Annotated in this window: 14 protein-coding genes; 4 read left to right on the top strand and 10 right to left on the bottom strand. The window is 41.5% G+C overall.

Annotation, left to right across the window (positions count from 1 at the left end; genetic code table 11):
• Positions 1–58 precede the first annotated feature (58 nt).
• Together JMX93_RS14100 and JMX93_RS14095 are read left to right on the top strand one after the other, a co-directional pair.
• On the top strand, positions 59–550 hold the full coding sequence (locus JMX93_RS14100) for a CidA/LrgA family protein (RefSeq protein WP_095570631.1): 492 nt from the start codon (positions 59–61) through the stop codon (positions 548–550).
• Positions 551–559: 9 nt separating this feature from the next.
• A complete protein-coding gene (locus JMX93_RS14095; protein ID WP_068406601.1) occupies positions 560–1,258 on the top strand; it encodes an LrgB family protein in 699 nt (232 codons plus the stop codon).
• Between the two features lie 324 nt (positions 1,259–1,582).
• Here JMX93_RS14095 and JMX93_RS14090 read toward each other — a convergent pair whose 3' ends face one another.
• A complete protein-coding gene (locus JMX93_RS14090) occupies positions 1,583–2,473 on the bottom strand; it encodes a LysR substrate-binding domain-containing protein (protein WP_201546004.1) in 891 nt (296 codons plus the stop codon).
• Positions 2,474–2,620: 147 nt separating this feature from the next.
• On the opposite strand from JMX93_RS14090, the gene JMX93_RS14085 reads away from it, so the two are divergent.
• Positions 2,621–3,484, top strand: coding sequence for a DMT family transporter (locus tag JMX93_RS14085; protein WP_499205079.1), 864 nt, complete (start codon positions 2,621–2,623; stop codon positions 3,482–3,484).
• Between the two features lie 253 nt (positions 3,485–3,737).
• On the opposite strand, the gene JMX93_RS14080 is transcribed toward JMX93_RS14085, so the two are convergent.
• The 8 genes from JMX93_RS14080 to JMX93_RS14045 form a co-directional block, all read right to left on the bottom strand.
• Positions 3,738–4,328: a recombinase family protein gene (locus tag JMX93_RS14080; protein ID WP_189586930.1), complete on the bottom strand. Its 591-nt coding sequence runs from the start codon at positions 4,326–4,328 to the stop codon at positions 3,738–3,740.
• A 549-nt stretch (positions 4,329–4,877) separates the two neighbouring features.
• Positions 4,878–5,240, bottom strand: coding sequence for a DUF3817 domain-containing protein (locus tag JMX93_RS14075; protein ID WP_087813587.1), 363 nt, complete (start codon positions 5,238–5,240; stop codon positions 4,878–4,880).
• A gap of 245 nt (positions 5,241–5,485) precedes the next feature.
• Positions 5,486–6,193, bottom strand: a complete 708-nt coding sequence (lspA, locus tag JMX93_RS14070) for a signal peptidase II (protein WP_045448075.1) — start codon at positions 6,191–6,193, stop codon at positions 5,486–5,488.
• A gap of 141 nt (positions 6,194–6,334) precedes the next feature.
• Positions 6,335–7,615 carry a c-type cytochrome biogenesis protein CcmI gene (gene ccmI / locus JMX93_RS14065; RefSeq protein WP_045448072.1) on the bottom strand — a complete coding sequence of 427 codons (1,281 nt, stop codon included), beginning with the start codon at positions 7,613–7,615 and terminating at the stop codon, positions 6,335–6,337.
• Complete coding sequence (locus tag JMX93_RS14060) at positions 7,612–8,094, bottom strand: cytochrome c-type biogenesis protein (protein ID WP_020443538.1); 483 nt, start codon at positions 8,092–8,094, stop codon at positions 7,612–7,614. The genes ccmI and JMX93_RS14060 overlap by 4 nt, the downstream gene beginning before the upstream one ends.
• An 83-nt stretch (positions 8,095–8,177) precedes the next feature.
• Positions 8,178–8,771 (bottom strand): DsbE family thiol:disulfide interchange protein, encoded by a 594-nt coding sequence (locus JMX93_RS14055; RefSeq protein WP_045448106.1) that lies wholly within the window; start codon positions 8,769–8,771, stop codon positions 8,178–8,180.
• Positions 8,772–8,840: 69 nt separating this feature from the next.
• Positions 8,841–10,889 (bottom strand): heme lyase CcmF/NrfE family subunit, encoded by a 2,049-nt coding sequence (locus JMX93_RS14050; protein ID WP_058368779.1) that lies wholly within the window; start codon positions 10,887–10,889, stop codon positions 8,841–8,843.
• 121 nt (positions 10,890–11,010) lie between these two features.
• The gene (locus JMX93_RS14045) at positions 11,011–13,227 is read right to left on the bottom strand and encodes a heavy metal translocating P-type ATPase (protein WP_198333361.1); all 2,217 of its coding nucleotides are present in this window, start codon (positions 13,225–13,227) and stop codon (positions 11,011–11,013) included.
• 142 nt (positions 13,228–13,369) lie between these two features.
• Between JMX93_RS14045 and cadR the strand changes: the two genes are divergently transcribed.
• Entirely contained in the window at positions 13,370–13,780 is a 411-nt protein-coding gene (gene cadR / locus JMX93_RS14040) for a Cd(II)/Pb(II)-responsive transcriptional regulator (RefSeq protein WP_060492340.1), read from the top strand.
• Between the two features lie 148 nt (positions 13,781–13,928).
• Here cadR and JMX93_RS14035 read toward each other — a convergent pair whose 3' ends face one another.
• Positions 13,929–14,651, bottom strand: coding sequence for a CHAP domain-containing protein (locus tag JMX93_RS14035; RefSeq protein WP_011513678.1), 723 nt, complete (start codon positions 14,649–14,651; stop codon positions 13,929–13,931).
• Positions 14,652–15,114 lie beyond the last annotated feature (463 nt).

The following is a 15,114-nucleotide window of genomic DNA, read 5'->3' as shown; positions in this document are numbered from 1 at the left end:
ATCTTAGAATCTGTTATTTTAACACTATGCCGTCTCTAATAAACAATCTAGAATTATTATGCGCAATCCTAATATTCGCTTATCCCTATCTTTTGTAGATGAAAAAAAACTTACACTTCAAAAGTTCTATCGCCAATCATGGCTTCATGTCCTTATGCAATGCGCTATTATCGCAGCTGTCTGGTATTGTGCTGAGATATTGGTTGAATTATTGCATTTACCCGTATCCTCAGGCGTCTTAGGAATGTTTTTAATGCTGATATTATTAATGAGTGGTGCTATTAAGGTTAACTGGGTCAGACTGGGTGCAAAATTTGTTTTGGGTGAATTAGTATTAATGTTTATCCCGCTTATGATGTCAATACTTCAATATAAGGCGCTGTTTGTCAGTAAAGGATGGCAATTAATGCTGACAATTATCTTGAGTACCGCGATGGTGATGTTAAGCTCAGCATTAACCTTTATCATGGGGCGCCGTTTGCAACGTAGATTGTATCGTCATCAGATTCATAAAGCCCAATTAAACCTAAAAAATGATAATAATGCGTGAGGATTTGCGATGAATACTTGGTCAATCCTTTGTCTCATTTGGACATTAGCTGCCTATTATATGGCTAGAGTAGTCTATGTGCGCTATCGAAAATCTTGGCTAAACCCTGCTATCACGGTTCCAGTAGTAACGCTTTCATTAATGATTATTTTTAATATCTCTTATGATACTTATTGGAAGGATACAGCTTGGATTGTGCAGCTACTTGCCCCCGCAACGGTTGCGTTTGCTATACCTATTTATGAGTATCGTCGTTTAATACGTCAACATGCTTTGGCTTTGACCGCTTCCATAACTGTCGGGATGGTGGTGGGGGTCTTAAGCATATATATATTCGCTGGTTTGTTTCATTTTGATAAGACCTTGACCTATAGCTTGATGGCCCGTTCAATATCGACACCATTTGCGTTAGACTTATCTGAAAAAATTCACGGATCTTCCTCTTTAGTCTCATTGTTTACTTTGATTACAGGGATGGTGGGAATGATTTTAGGGGATATGATCTTGACTTTTTTTCGTATTCGCTCCCATCTTGCAAATGGAATCGCATTTGGTAATGCATCACACGGTTTTGGTACAGCCCGGGCAAGTCAGCGCAATGAGGATGAGGGCGTTATAGCAAGTTTAACAATGATTTTAGCGGGATTGTTTATGGTATTCTTAGGTCCTTCATTAATACATGGCGTAATGTTATTCGGGCAAGTTTAAGCAAATATATATAGAGACCCTAATCTATATTAAGAATAGATATGATAACAGCCATTATCACTAACAGATAAACAATAAAAAAACGTATAAATTTCCGTTTTTATTCTAAAGTTAATTCGACTTTAACTAAATGTAATGAGCTTTATTTCTTTTAAACTTCAACCTATTAACTTATATTATTTGAATATCAGATAAAATGAATGACTATTTTTTGAGGATACGAGTGTTTATGAGTTATTGAATCGGGATTTTCTAAATCATCATTTTAAACCCCTTAACAAATCATTATTTTTCTTGTAACAACAAATAAGATAGAGGATTTCTTTACTCACACTGAGATTCTAACCATTTACATAGTTTAATAATATCATCCTTATTTTTCTTTAATTCCTTGTAAACGAAGTAAAATTTATCCCCTGTTAGTAGTTCATGCATTGGGATTTTAACGATATTTTGTTTATAGGCGTCATCCTGCATCATATAATTATTGGTAAGAGTAATGCCCAGATTGTACCTTGCGGCTTCTATCGCTAGTAGCACATGACTAAAATGATTTATCTTTATATCGCTTGGCAATTCAAATCCGCCTGCCTTACACCACCGCAGCCAATCCTCTGCTGTATTCACGCTTGTATCTGCATATCTCACAGACAATATTGGATGCCGCCACAATGCGTCAGGAAGGGGTTTATCTCTTATTTTCTCCCAAAGCTTTTGACCACAAACAGGATATAAAGTTTCAGTAAATAAAAACTTACTGATGAAAGCATGTGGAGGAGGATCGACGGTGATATAACAATCGGCCCTTTGCTCATTATAATCAGAGGGATGATTAACCATATCTAAAGTAAGTTCTATTTCTGGATACTGTCTATAGAAGTCTTCTAGTCGAGGAATCAACCAATTCACTGCGACTGAACTGTACAGAGCTAAGCGTATATGCCCAGGTTTTCCATGTTTAATAATCTGACTACTATCTGAAAGTAGACCCAATGCGCCACTCACATCTGTGAAATAACGCTCACCAACCTCTGTCAACGAAAAGGTCCGGCCTTGCCTGTAAAACATTGCTTCCCCAAGATACTCTTCAAGGATGCGTATTTGGTGACTCACGGCACTTTGTGTCACATTGAGGCTTTCTGCTGCTTTTGAAAAGCTGTTAAGTCGTGCAACGGATTCGAAGCATTGTATGGCACGCAATGGGGGCAAATCCATTATTACCTCAGCTAATACTAAGTATGGTTTATATCATTATACATCATAGCGTTACTTGCATATACTGCCTGACAGATCGTTAAATCAGCATGAACCCATTGGGGTTTTAACAGTTTCTGAATTTAGAGTAGGGCGAGGAGGCTAAGAATGCCAAAGATGAGTGTTGCATTTGCCATGACGCTATTGGTACTAGGAAATATCATTGCGGTCTTCTCAGACGCCTTGATAAAGGCCTTGCCCTCTGAGACGGCGGTATATCAATTTATCCTGTTTCGTCAATGCACAGCGGTTTTAATGCTGTTGCCGTTTTGCTTAATTAATAAAAAGAACAAGTTATTCAGTAATATAAAATGGCACTTTGTTCGTAGTCACGTGTGGTTATTGGGTGTGATATTCATGGTACTGTCTCTTCAAGCACTGCCTCTTGCGACTGCGAATGCTATTTTTTATGCCGCCCCTTTATTTGTATTACCACTGGGTTTTTTATTTTATAAAGACAGATTAAACTTTCCGACTATCGCAGCCTCTATGTTAGGTTTTGCTGGTATCCTCGTTATTGTACAACCGAAACAGATCAATTTAGGGGCGGTTTTTGCGCTTATAGTAGCGGTAACCATGGCGATAAACAATCTCTTAGTTCGTAAACTTCCACAAAATCATTCTGTCTATCAAACGCTACTTTTGACCAATTTATTAGGAATTCCATTCGCGCTTGGTTTGGCTATTTGGGAGCGACAGCCATTTGACTGGCGCTCATTGATTACGGCCGCCAGTTCAAATGTATTTATTTTGATTTATGCGGGTATATGCGTACAGGTGTACCGACACATTGAAGCGTACAAAGTCTCTAGTGCGGAATACTCAGGTTTACTAGGGGCGGTGGTGGTTGGAATCATATGGTTTAACGAAGTACCAAATATGACTTTGTTAATAGGTTCTGCGCTGATTATCCTACCTTTGATATGGCTAGCTACTCTCGAATCTATGAGGCTTAGACAAAAAACTGGGTAGGATAATAGCTTTTAAAACCTAATCAAGCTGATGTGCCATAAATAATAAGAAATAATAAAAGTTATGAATCAGACTAAAATGTTATTTAACGTTTACATCGGTTCATGCTTGACGAAACTGTAGATTACTTGTTAGACACTATAATAAGTCGGTTGCATGATTAAAAACTTCCAAGTTGGTTCTTATGTATCTAATAGTATCGTGTCTATAAAAAAGACAAACTGTTATTTAAAATACCTCAACTATTCAGCTGTTAGCCCTGCTTTAACACCCGATAGACCGTAGCCACCCCAACACCAACCGCCTTAGCGATCTCCTCTTTTGTCATATTGTTTTGACTGGCTAATTCTTTAATACGATTGTGTTTCGTTGTATTAGGCTTCTTACCAGTGGGCTTATAACCACTGTTCGCCAACCCCTGCTTAATACGCTCTCTACGCTTATCGTTATCAAGCTTTGCCATCGTTGCTAATAAGTCGATCAGCATATGGTTAATCACTGTTAGGATCTCACCTGTCATGCCTTTACTTACCGTATGCGTAGTTGGTAGATCAGCCACCACCAATCGCAAGCCCTTGTCTTTGATGCGCTGCTTTAGAATTGCAAAATCATCTTGAGATAGCCTGCTTAATCTATCCACACTTTCGACCAACAGAATATCGCCTTCCTCAGCGTCATTGAGTAACAGAGTGAGTACTGGTCTATCAAGCTTCGTACCACTGAAATGCTCAACGTACTCAACATGCTTATCATCATAGCTTTGGCTAAAGCTAATCAAGTCAGACAAGGCTCTCTTAGCGTCTTGATCCTTAGTACTGGCTCTCACATAAATACGAACAGTCATAACGCCACCCCTATCACTTAGACTTAATAATTAATGTTCATTGATAATAGACAGATATTACTATCATTTAATATTAGAAACAAGTCTACTGATAGATAAATTATCGTTTAGAGGATTTACGTTTTAGGTATAGGCTAATGATAGGAAAAAAGCACAGCAGCCAGTCTTATAATTCAAAAGTCTGTTATAGATGGTTCCATGCTAACAGTCTGCTTTAAGTAGTCTGTTAATAGGTTTGAAAGGTAAAATAACTGGTTTCCTTGGGGTATACCCTACGATAACAGGAAATCCATCGCGGATGACAAAACCTGTTTAGCTTTTAAACAAGACGGGTTTGTCGATAGTATGTAAGATAAGTTGGAAAAGTAACTAGAGTGTAAGACTATTCATACTGGGTCTGAATCAAAGTTTTATTGTGATTAATTTCTGCTCAATATTATTCATTTGTCGCCATGATGAGTGATGGCGGCTTGTAATTTAGTTAGGAAAAATAATCTTGAGTAATAATATACGTTTGTATCATTTGTATCATTTGTAGCAGAGCTTGTTCTAGGCTTCTTTACTTACACTTTTCTGTAAGTTATTTTTTAGTAAATGATCGAATATAAATGGGCCAAAAGGTAAGAGTGAGCCGAGTACGCCCGCAGGTATTGCCCAAAGAGGCATTTTCATTTTGATAGCTGAGCCTATAAGTATTATGATATAGGTAATAAACAAAATACCGTGTGCCATACCGATGTATTTCACACCTTCTGGAATATCCAGCATATATTTTAGTGGCATGGCGATGAAGAGCAATAATAAGAAAGAGGTGCCTTCTAGGTAGCCTATAAGGGTAAGACTTTTTAACGCGGTCTCTTGTTTTTTTCTAAGGCTGTGAATTTTTTCAATAGTTGGCTGAGCCTGTGACACTATATTTTCCTTTTGTTATTATCAATAAAGAATTTATGGATTATTCAATGTCTCTATAATAATGGCTCTACGCAGAGCTTTTAAGTATTGGGTTTTAAGACCTAAAATGAGTGAGTACCTATACCAGTCATACATTACCTTCCAGTTCACATTTTATAAACATACTCAAGTATAAAAAGTATTTTTCCGTATAGAGTGACTACGACGCTAGTTCATTTTGTTTGTGATAATCGGCATCAATGTGCTTATTTATTACGCTTACTTTCTAAAAATATCATGTCAATTATAATCAATGCGACACCGACACAGACACCTATATCTGCAACATTGAAAATAGGATAATTCCAGACATCAGCATAATGCACATGGATAAAGTCAACCACTTTACCAATTCTTAAACGATCGATTAAGTTGCCAATCGCACCACCGAGCATTAAGGCTAACCCCATGGACAATAGCTTGGCTGCACGTGGCGCTTTGATTAAATAAACCGTTAAAAAGATAGCCATTACAAAAGCTAAGCCTGAGAAAAACCATTTCTGCCAACCGCCAGCGTCGGCTAAAAAGCTAAATGCTGCCCCATAGTTATAAGCGAGTGTCCAGTTGAGAAATGGTTCAATGACCGGTACGGGGTCATTGAACGCTAATTTGGTTTGGGCCAACCACTTAGTCCATTGATCAAGTATTAATACCATTATCGCCAACAAATACCAGATAAAAGCGCGACTGCCATTGGCAACCATTTTTGGCATTTTATTCAACTTACCTTTAGGTGTTATCGAGTTGCCTGAGGTTACGTACATAGCTTTAGGCGTATGATTCATGGTTTTAGAGTCAATTGATTGATGAGTACTACTCACAGCTATAGGTACTTTATTGTCAGCAATATTAGTACTAGCCGATTCAACGCTATTCAATTTAGTACTATCTAATCTGTCGGTAGATTCAGTCATAGTTGTTTTCTTTATCTGTGTTTATACAATGAACAATGTTAAACGTATATGTTTTTAGTATACGACTATTAATAGCGCCACTTTTAAAAACGGCTCCACTTACCGCTCTGGTATTATGAAACTTACGGTAATAATTTTTTATTAGGGAATCTGTTGATTGATTTCAATATTAACCTGAGTCTGTTCAGCACTAATCACTATCGGATTACCCGATAAGTCGCCTGACTCTGCTATGGCATTACCGCTATGACTAATACGAGCAACGACTGCTAACTGAGTTTTGTCACTACGAGCTGAATTTAACGTGCGATCTGGCATCATCGCATCAAGATTGCTTAAGCGGATACTGGCCTCACCTTGCTCAATAACACTAATGGGTAAACGTTTGGCGGCAAACGGTGGACCTCCTTTAACGTCACGTATCGCAACAAACAACACATCATCAGCTTTCACTAACGGTAATAAATTAGCGTTAATTTTCACTGTCACGTCAATACCTTCTAGCGCTTGCTTTTCTTGCGTGCTAACGTAGTTGCTTAACTCATCTAAGCTTGCTAAAGCTTTAGTATGATCACCTGGTTTGGCCACAATGCTGCCTTGTAAGCGTTTAATCCAACCTTGCGCTTGGGCAAAGTTACTACTACGAGTCTCACCCATTGCCATGAGCATTTGAGCCCGTTCATGCTGCGGATTCTTAGCTAATATAGCTTGTAATACACGGCGAATATTGGCGTCTAACTGACCTTCATTAACGAAAAAGCTAGTCTGAGCATAAGTGGTGGCGATTTCTTCATTTTCAGGAGCTAAACGATAGGCACGAGATAAGGCTTCCAGCGCAGAATCAGTTGCCTCCATAGATAAGAAAAGCTCGGATAGGCGCATCCAGCGATTAGGATCATCAGCATTACGATGAACATTGGTTTGCATGGCGCTAATCAGTTGACGACCATCTTCAAACGCCCATGATGGCGGCTTGTCAATTTTAGCTGTCAATAGGTCGTCAGCCACTTGTCCTACTTTGTCCTCAGCTGTCCACAAATCAAACACGGGCGTACGATTGCCTATTAGTAAATACGCCATTGCAGCCAATATTGGGATCCAAGCTGCGACAATTAAACGGCTTTTGACATCAGGGGTGACCATAGGTGTTATCTGACGCTGCGCATCTAATAGCTGACGCTCAAGCTCCAGCTTTTGATTTTGATAATGGCTATTATTAATAGTACCGCTGTCTTTATCTGTTTGTAGCTCAGCTAAACGTTCGCGAAATACTGCAACATTAATATCTAGCAGTTGATTGTCTATTGGTTTGGACTGCAAACGCGGTGCTCGTAGCCATGGCATAATAGCAATCAGCGCAAATATAAGAGCAATCAGCAAGCTTAGAGTTACAAATAAGCCAAAAGTAGAAAATAGAGTCATTTTTTGTCCTCTAGGCTAGTAATGTCGTGGTCGACACTCTCAGCTTGCGATAATAGACGATCAAGCTCAGCCTTTTCCGTAGAGGTCAAGGCAGCAGTACTGTTCACTGTGACGCCGCTTTGACCACGGGCAACAACTTGGCGACGCTTACTTTGCCAAAACCAACCAATAATTAAGACGAGCAATAATAGTGGTGGAAAAAACCATAGGATCCATGTTGATGGTCGCATAGGCGGCTTGTAGCTAATAAAGTCACCGTAGCGCTCTTGCATATAGACGCGTATTTCAGCATCACTACGTCTATCTTTAATTAAATCATAGACTTTTTGCTTTAGATCCTGTGCAATCGGTGCATCAGAGGCTGCAAGGTTTTGATTTTGGCATTTTGGGCAGCGAAACTCTTCTATTAATCCACGATACTGAGCTTCTTGCTGTGGTGAGTCAAAATCGTATACGTCAATAGCTGCGTTTGCCGTCATGTTAAGCAGACACGCTAGTATTAAGCTTGCTAGTTTTAAAACTATATTGGGTTTTAGTTGAGGAGCTCTTATTCGAATAACGTTCATTTGCACATCTCCTCAACCTGAATGAGATCAGGACTATCGTTGTTCTTATTAGCCTCATTAAGTACGGTCAGGCACGGCTTAACACGCTGTTGCCAATTGGCTTCATTAACCTCACCAACAATATGCTGACGAATGATGCCATCTCCATCCACAACAAAGGTTTCGGGCGCACCAGTTATGCCTAAGTCTAGAGCAAACTGACCCAATGAATCCTGAATAGACATAGAAAATGGATCACCGCCTCGGTTTAAGTAACTGAGCGCATTACCAATCTCATCCTTATAATTCACACCAACGATATCAACGCCGCGCTCTTCTAGTTGCATTAAAAACGGATGCTCAATAACGCAAGTTGGGCACCATGAGCCCCAAACATTAAGTAAAAACGGCTTATCCGGCAAATTATCATTGGTGATAGTACGGGTAGTATCTGCTAATAACGGCAGCTCAAAGGTAGGAACCGGACGCTCAAGAGCGGTATTGGTCACAATGTCTGTTGGTTTACCTAAGCGCATGTACAATATAACTACCAAACCAAAAAAGAGGATAAGCGGAATTAAGAACCATAGCTTCGTCTGCTTTTTTTTCATTGTCTTTGGGTTACGCTGCTTACTGTTTTGGCTATCTTTTTGCTCAGGAGTATTATTCGACATAGTCATTTATTTCTCCTTTAGTGTCGACATCGTCGATGCTGAGATTGCCTGTTCAATAGCTACCTCATTGACTCCATCAGTAGCCAGATCACCAGTAACTAGCAATGGAGCTTTAACTTTTTTGATGCGGTATCGTTTATCAAGCATGCTAATTAATCCACCTAGAGCCATGATAATTGCCCCTAACCAAATCCAGCGAATTAATGGTTTTACATAAATCCTTAATGCCCATTGGTTACTACCATCGGCAATAGGTTCGCCCAGTGCGACATAAACATCGCGCATAAGATTGGGGTCAATAGCGGCCTCAGTTGTTGGCATAGTGCTGATAATATACGTACGTTTTTCAGGATATAGCGTTGCCACTTCTTGGCCATTCTTAGTCACTACAACCTCAGCTTGCGTTGCATCAAAGTTACTCCCCTTTATTTCAAAAAATTCAGTTACTTCAAAATCGTAACCTTGAACATTGACTGTATCGCCAATACCCATTGCTACGTCACGCTCAATACTCAAGCTACTAGTAAAGGCTATGCCAATGACAGCAACCAATACGCCAATATGAGCAGTCTGTTGACCCCAATAGCTCAGACGCAACTGCCGCAAACCGTTAAAAAGATTAGGCGCATTCTTAGTTTTATCTTTAAAATCAACTGCCATCCATAGCAGTACCCAAAAGCTAACGGCTAAAGTCACACCAATATTAAGCATAGACGATGGATTAACAAAGTAAGTAATAATGGCGGCTAATACTAAGCTACTAACGGCGATGACCATGCCTATACCCAGTAGTGGACGGGTGTCTTTTTTCCAGCGAATATTTGAGCCCATACCCATAGCTATTAATAACAGCCACGTTAAAGGTACAAATAATGCATTAAAATAAGGAGGGCCGACGGACACTTGTCCTAAACCAAAGGCATCAGCGATAATAGGATAGAGGGTGCCGAGCAACACCACTAAGGTTGCAATCAAAATGATGGCGTTGTTGATCACTAAAAAGGACTCACGTGAAATCAGCTGATATTGACTTTCAACGGTTAAACGCCAACCGCGAACGGCAAACATCAATAGACCACTACCGATGATAATGCCAAGAATAGCTAAGATAACCAAACCACGCGTCGGATCAGCGGCAAACGAATGCACTGAGGTAAGGACTCCAGAGCGTACCAGGAACGTGCCAAGCAAGCTTAAGGCAAAGGCGAAAATAGCCAGCATGATGGTCCATGCTTTAAACACCCCGCGCTTTTCAGTGACTGCTAATGAATGCAGCAATGCTAAGCCGACAAGCCAAGGCATAAACGAGGCGTTCTCTACCGGATCCCAAAACCACCAACCGCCCCAGCCAAGCTCGTAGTAGGCCCACCACGAGCCCAGTGCAATACCAATGGTCAAAAATCCCCAAGCCGCGAGCGCCCATGGACGTGACCAGCGTGTCCAAGCAGCATCTAAACGCCCTTCCCACAATGCCGCCATACAAAATGCAAAAGGCACTACCATACCCACATAGCCCATATATAACATGGGCGGATGAATAATCAGACCGAAATCTTGTAGGACGGGATTTAAATCAGCGCCATCGACCGCTAGATTGGGTAAGGTACGCTCAAACGGTGACGAGGTAAATATCAGCATTGTTAGCATCATTAACTGTACACCGGCCAAAATAACTAGTACCCGCGCACGCATTGATAACGGCAAGCCGCGACTAAAGTATGATACCAGTGCACACCATGTGGCCATGATGGTCATCCATAGCAGCAAAGAGCCCTCGTGTCCGCCCCATGTCGCCGATAACTTATAGTACCAAGGCAACAGCGTATTGGAATGCTGCGCGACGTAACTGAGGCTAAAATCATTATAATAAAAACCTGCTATCAAAGCGCCAAATGACGTTATCATGGCGGCAAACTGTGCCCAAGCTAAGCTAGGGGCTAGTCGTTGCCAAGCAACTTGGTTACGAATAACACCAATAGTTGGCAGAATTACCTGCAATAACGCCAATACAAAAGCGGTAAGCAAGGCAAAATAGCCCAATTCTGTAATCAACATACGGTCTAACCTTATTTACTCTAATGCGGTTGCAGTTTACTGTAGCGGTGGAATTTTTATTATTAGAACCCACCCCCGAAATCTGCTGCTATCTCTAGTTTTTAATTGATTTCGAAGGGTTTTATTTAACTACTTTAGGCGCAGTTACCATTGGAGGCGCTCCTTTAAAGCGCAGTAAACGTAACGCATTGAGAGTAACGAGCACTGTTGCTCCAGCATCAGCTAGAACCGCAATCCATAGTCCAGTAATGCCGAATACGGTCGTGATCAGAAAGACGCCTTTGAGACCTAAAGCGAAAATGACGTTCTGATGAATGTTGCGCATGGTGGCACGCGAAAGTGCAATCAGATGAGCCATGTCTGTAACCCGACTTTTCAATAATGCGATATCGGCCGTCTCAATGGCCACATCGGTACCACCACCCATCGCGATGCCAACATCAGCGGTTGCTAGTGCTGGCGCATCGTTAATACCATCACCCACCATCGCTATTTTGCTGTTATTCTTCATCTCGTTAAGCAAGCGCAGTTTGTCCTCAGGCAACAGCTCAGCTTCCCATTCCACGTCTAAATTACTGGCAAGTGCTTGAGCGGTTAAGCGGTTGTCGCCTGTTAGCATGACGGAGCGCACACCCATCGCTTTAAGTTGAGCCACACCTTCATGAGCGTCGTCTCGTAACTCGTCTCTTAGTGCGACCAATCCAAGCACTTCTCGACTTTGCTCATCGAAAAGAACTGAGACGGTCTTGCCCTCATTTTGCAGCGCCTCGATTTGTGCCTGTTGCTCGGCTGAAATTGATGCCTCATCTGCGGCATAAACAGGCGAACCGATAGCTAGCGCGCGCCCAGCGATAGTTGCGTGTACCGCTTTACCCGCAGTAGCAGAAGCTTTAGAAGCCACAGGTATGACAACTTTGGCGGCTTTGGCATGACTGACAATGGCTTCAGCAAGCGGGTGACTAGAACCTGTCTCCACACTGGCAAAGAGCGCCAATACCTTATCTTTACCTTGAGAACCCTGATCCTGAGAATCCTGACCTTGAACACTTGAATACTCTTGTGTAATGTCAACAACATCGGTCACGCGTGGTTTGCCTTCAGTTAAAGTGCCTGTCTTGTCAAAAGCGACTGTCTTCACTTGGCCGATGGTTTCTAAAGCACTACCGCCCTTGATCAGCAAGCCGCGGCGCGCACCGACCGCTAGACCAGAGGCGATAGCAGCTGGTGTTGAGAGCACAAGAGCACAAGGACAAGCGATCAATAATAAGGCTAGACCTCGATATAACCAAGTTGACCAATCTCCGCCCATGGTTAACGGTGGGACGATGATAATTAGGGCGGCAATAGCCATCACAGCCGGTGTATAGTAACGACTGAATTTCTCAATAAAACGGGCAGTGGGTGCTTTGGAAGCTTGCGCTTGCTCTACCAAATCAATAATGCGCGAAATAGTGTTATCGGCGGCTGTCTTTTCTACGCGCACTTGGAGCACACCATCGATGTTAATTGACCCTGCAAATACATTGTCACCCATCGTCTTGGCAACAGGAACAGACTCTCCCGTCACGGGCGAATCATCAAGGCTGGACGCACCTTGAACAATGGAACCATCAGCAGATACCCTATCTCCAGGACGCACCAGCACAAGGTCATTCACTTGTAGTGAAGTCGCTGGAACGTTACGCTGCCCACCTTGAGCATCAAGTAAAATCGCACTTTTCGGAACCAGCGATGATAAGGCTCTGATGCCAGCGCGAGCGCGATCAGCAGCGATACTCTCAAACAGTTCACCGATTGAGAACAAAAAGACAACCGCTGCGGCCTCTTCAGCTTCACCAATGATAAGTGCGCCAAGCACGGCGACGGACATCAGCGTTTCAATTGAAAAGAATGAACCTGTTTTAGCCAGTGCTAAGGCTTTGCGTGCAAATGGAAAAACGCCTACAATCACAGCGATGGCAAACACCCATATCCCATAAGCGGGGAACAGTAATGACAGTGCATAAGCGCTGCCCATCAAAATACCGAGACCAACAACCTGTTTGCCTTTTTGAGTTTGCCACCACCGCTTATCCTGCGGAGCCATCTGATTGTCGCTGTCAATATCAATAGCCGATACAGTTTGTTGACCAGTATTGGCAGATATACCGAACCCTAGGCTTTTGATGGTTTTTTCGATATCACTAGCCTGAGTCGGCGCACCAGGGGCTAAATTTAGCTCTAGCGTTTCTGTAGCGAAATTCAGCTGAACATCAGAAACCCCAGGCATACGTTTCAAAGCTGTTTCAATCTTGCCGATGCAACTGGCACAGTCCATACCTTCAATATGATATTTCATAATAATTTACCCTTTGAATAATGATATTATGAACCCTCTAGTGGCTTTAGAGTCAAGGTTATTCATCTACAGTTTCGTAATTTTAATTTCTCTAGCGCCAGTCTTTACAGCCACTTTAATCATTTAAATCATAGAGGTTGTTATGACAATCAAAATTGGTGAGCTCGCTAAACGCACAGGTGCCACAGTGGAAACCATTCGCTATTACGAAAAGGAGCACTTATTACCTGAGCCTTCTCGCAGCGCAGGGAATTATCGTTTATATAATGAAGAGCACATTGAACGTCTACAATTTATCCTACACTGCCGTACGCTTGACATGGCTTTAGACGAAGTAAGAATCTTACTTGAATACTGGGAGGAACCTGATAAAGACTGTGGTGATGTGAACTCATTACTAGATAAGCAAATTTATGCTGTAGAAATACGAATGGAAGAATTGATGCACTTAAAGCAGCACTTGACTGTTTTGCGTCAGAAATGTGCAAGTAGTGCACCAGCAGTATCATGTGGCATCTTAAACGCGCTGGTCGATAATTCCTGTCATGAGTAATGATATCAGTAGTGTTCATTTCTAACTGATCAAATCATGAAAGGTTAAATACACCCTGATGTTAAGCACAAAAAAACCCAGCAATGATATTAAGATCACTACTGGGGTTGGAGGAAATAATAACTATGTTGTGCTGACTTATCAGGTCTTATTTATCATTCATAGCAAGGTAGATATTTCGATCTGATGCGGATGCGTCATCCACGTATTTTGAATCACGCCATGTGGTATAAGCATAGACACCACTGTATGGGCTGATGCTGTTCTGACGGAAATCAGAAATCCAGTTTTCGCCATCAAAGATTTGGATATGGCCATGTGGACGCTTTGATGAGCGATCATAGACAATAACATCACCTACTTGGGTTGGCATATCATTACTGATTTTGCTAAAACCTGCTTTATCAAGCGTGCCACGAGTGGCGTACTGATAGGCTGAAGGATTGGGGGTGAACTCATAACCTGCTGATTGTAGTGCTTTACGTACGTAACGGGCACAGTATCCAGAGCTACCAGATAGAGCCACTCGTGAAGCACGAGCAGCAGCGATAGCGGGGGCTGAATTGCTATCAGGAACTGTATTGACTTGCTGCTGTTGTTTTTCAGCGTATAAGCGGCTGTTTAATGATGAAAGCCGACTCTCTTTTTGCTTAGCCTGCGCACTTAGGTTGCTAATAGCTTGACTGATTTCGTCATTACTAGAAACATAAGCACCACTGCTAGTGCTATAGATGTTTTTTGATGAACCGTAGTTTGATGCCACAGAAGTATTGGTGATGGTATTATTTGTTTGAGAGATTGTGATAGCAGCACCACTCGTTTGTGCTATGCCCATACCCAGTACTGACAAAATCAATAAAGCCTGTTTCATAAATCTAATACCTACGGTTAATTCAAAATGGTCTGTTATCAACAACAGCGCAGTCAATTAAATTTCAACAACTCAAGTATATATACGTCATAGTGACTGATACTTCTGCTGCATATTATTCATATAAAAAATGATTATTGGCGATCACAGCACATCATTGAAGTCTTACGAAGCTGTTGCAAATCAAGCTGCTGGCCAAAACACAAAGCCGACTTTAGCATAGGCTGTTTAGCCTGTCATCACCCTTAAAAACCCCAAAAATACTTTTTTGATGTTGAAAAAATTGCTAATATTCCACATTTTACAATGTAAGTTTGTGTAACATATACAGAATATAGCTGACTAAATTGACAACAATTTCTACTGTTTTATAAGCAAAAAAACGTCTGAGGGTTAAATCTAAATTATAGATTTAACCCTCAGACGTTTTTTTATTGGATGAAGTAATTACCCTATATAGGGT

The sequence above is a fragment of the Psychrobacter muriicola 2pS genome, assembly GCF_904846535.1.
GTDB lineage: Bacteria > Pseudomonadota > Gammaproteobacteria > Pseudomonadales > Moraxellaceae > Psychrobacter > Psychrobacter aquimaris.
This window is presented reverse-complemented; position numbering and strand designations above follow the sequence as displayed.

Bases quoted from the DNA above. Each gene is read 5' to 3' on its own strand.
- JMX93_RS14100 (WP_095570631.1), top strand. From the start codon at position 59: ATGCGCAATCCTAATATTCGCTTATCCCTATCTTTTGTAGATGAAAAA.
- JMX93_RS14095 (WP_068406601.1), top strand. From the start codon at position 560: ATGAATACTTGGTCAATCCTTTGTCTCATTTGGACATTAGCTGCCTAT.
- JMX93_RS14090 (WP_201546004.1), bottom strand. From the start codon at position 2,473: ATGGATTTGCCCCCATTGCGTGCCATACAATGCTTCGAATCCGTTGCA.
- JMX93_RS14085 (WP_499205079.1), top strand. From the start codon at position 2,621: ATGCCAAAGATGAGTGTTGCATTTGCCATGACGCTATTGGTACTAGGA.
- JMX93_RS14080 (WP_189586930.1), bottom strand. From the start codon at position 4,328: ATGACTGTTCGTATTTATGTGAGAGCCAGTACTAAGGATCAAGACGCT.
- lspA (WP_045448075.1), bottom strand. From the start codon at position 6,193: ATGACTGAATCTACCGACAGATTAGATAGTACTAAATTGAATAGCGTT.
- ccmI (WP_045448072.1), bottom strand. From the start codon at position 7,615: ATGACTCTATTTTCTACTTTTGGCTTATTTGTAACTCTAAGCTTGCTG.
- JMX93_RS14060 (WP_020443538.1), bottom strand. From the start codon at position 8,094: ATGACGGCAAACGCAGCTATTGACGTATACGATTTTGACTCACCACAG.
- JMX93_RS14055 (WP_045448106.1), bottom strand. From the start codon at position 8,771: ATGAAAAAAAAGCAGACGAAGCTATGGTTCTTAATTCCGCTTATCCTC.
- JMX93_RS14050 (WP_058368779.1), bottom strand. From the start codon at position 10,889: ATGTTGATTACAGAATTGGGCTATTTTGCCTTGCTTACCGCTTTTGTA.
- JMX93_RS14045 (WP_198333361.1), bottom strand. From the start codon at position 13,227: ATGAAATATCATATTGAAGGTATGGACTGTGCCAGTTGCATCGGCAAG.
- cadR (WP_060492340.1), top strand. From the start codon at position 13,370: ATGACAATCAAAATTGGTGAGCTCGCTAAACGCACAGGTGCCACAGTG.
- JMX93_RS14035 (WP_011513678.1), bottom strand. From the start codon at position 14,651: ATGAAACAGGCTTTATTGATTTTGTCAGTACTGGGTATGGGCATAGCA.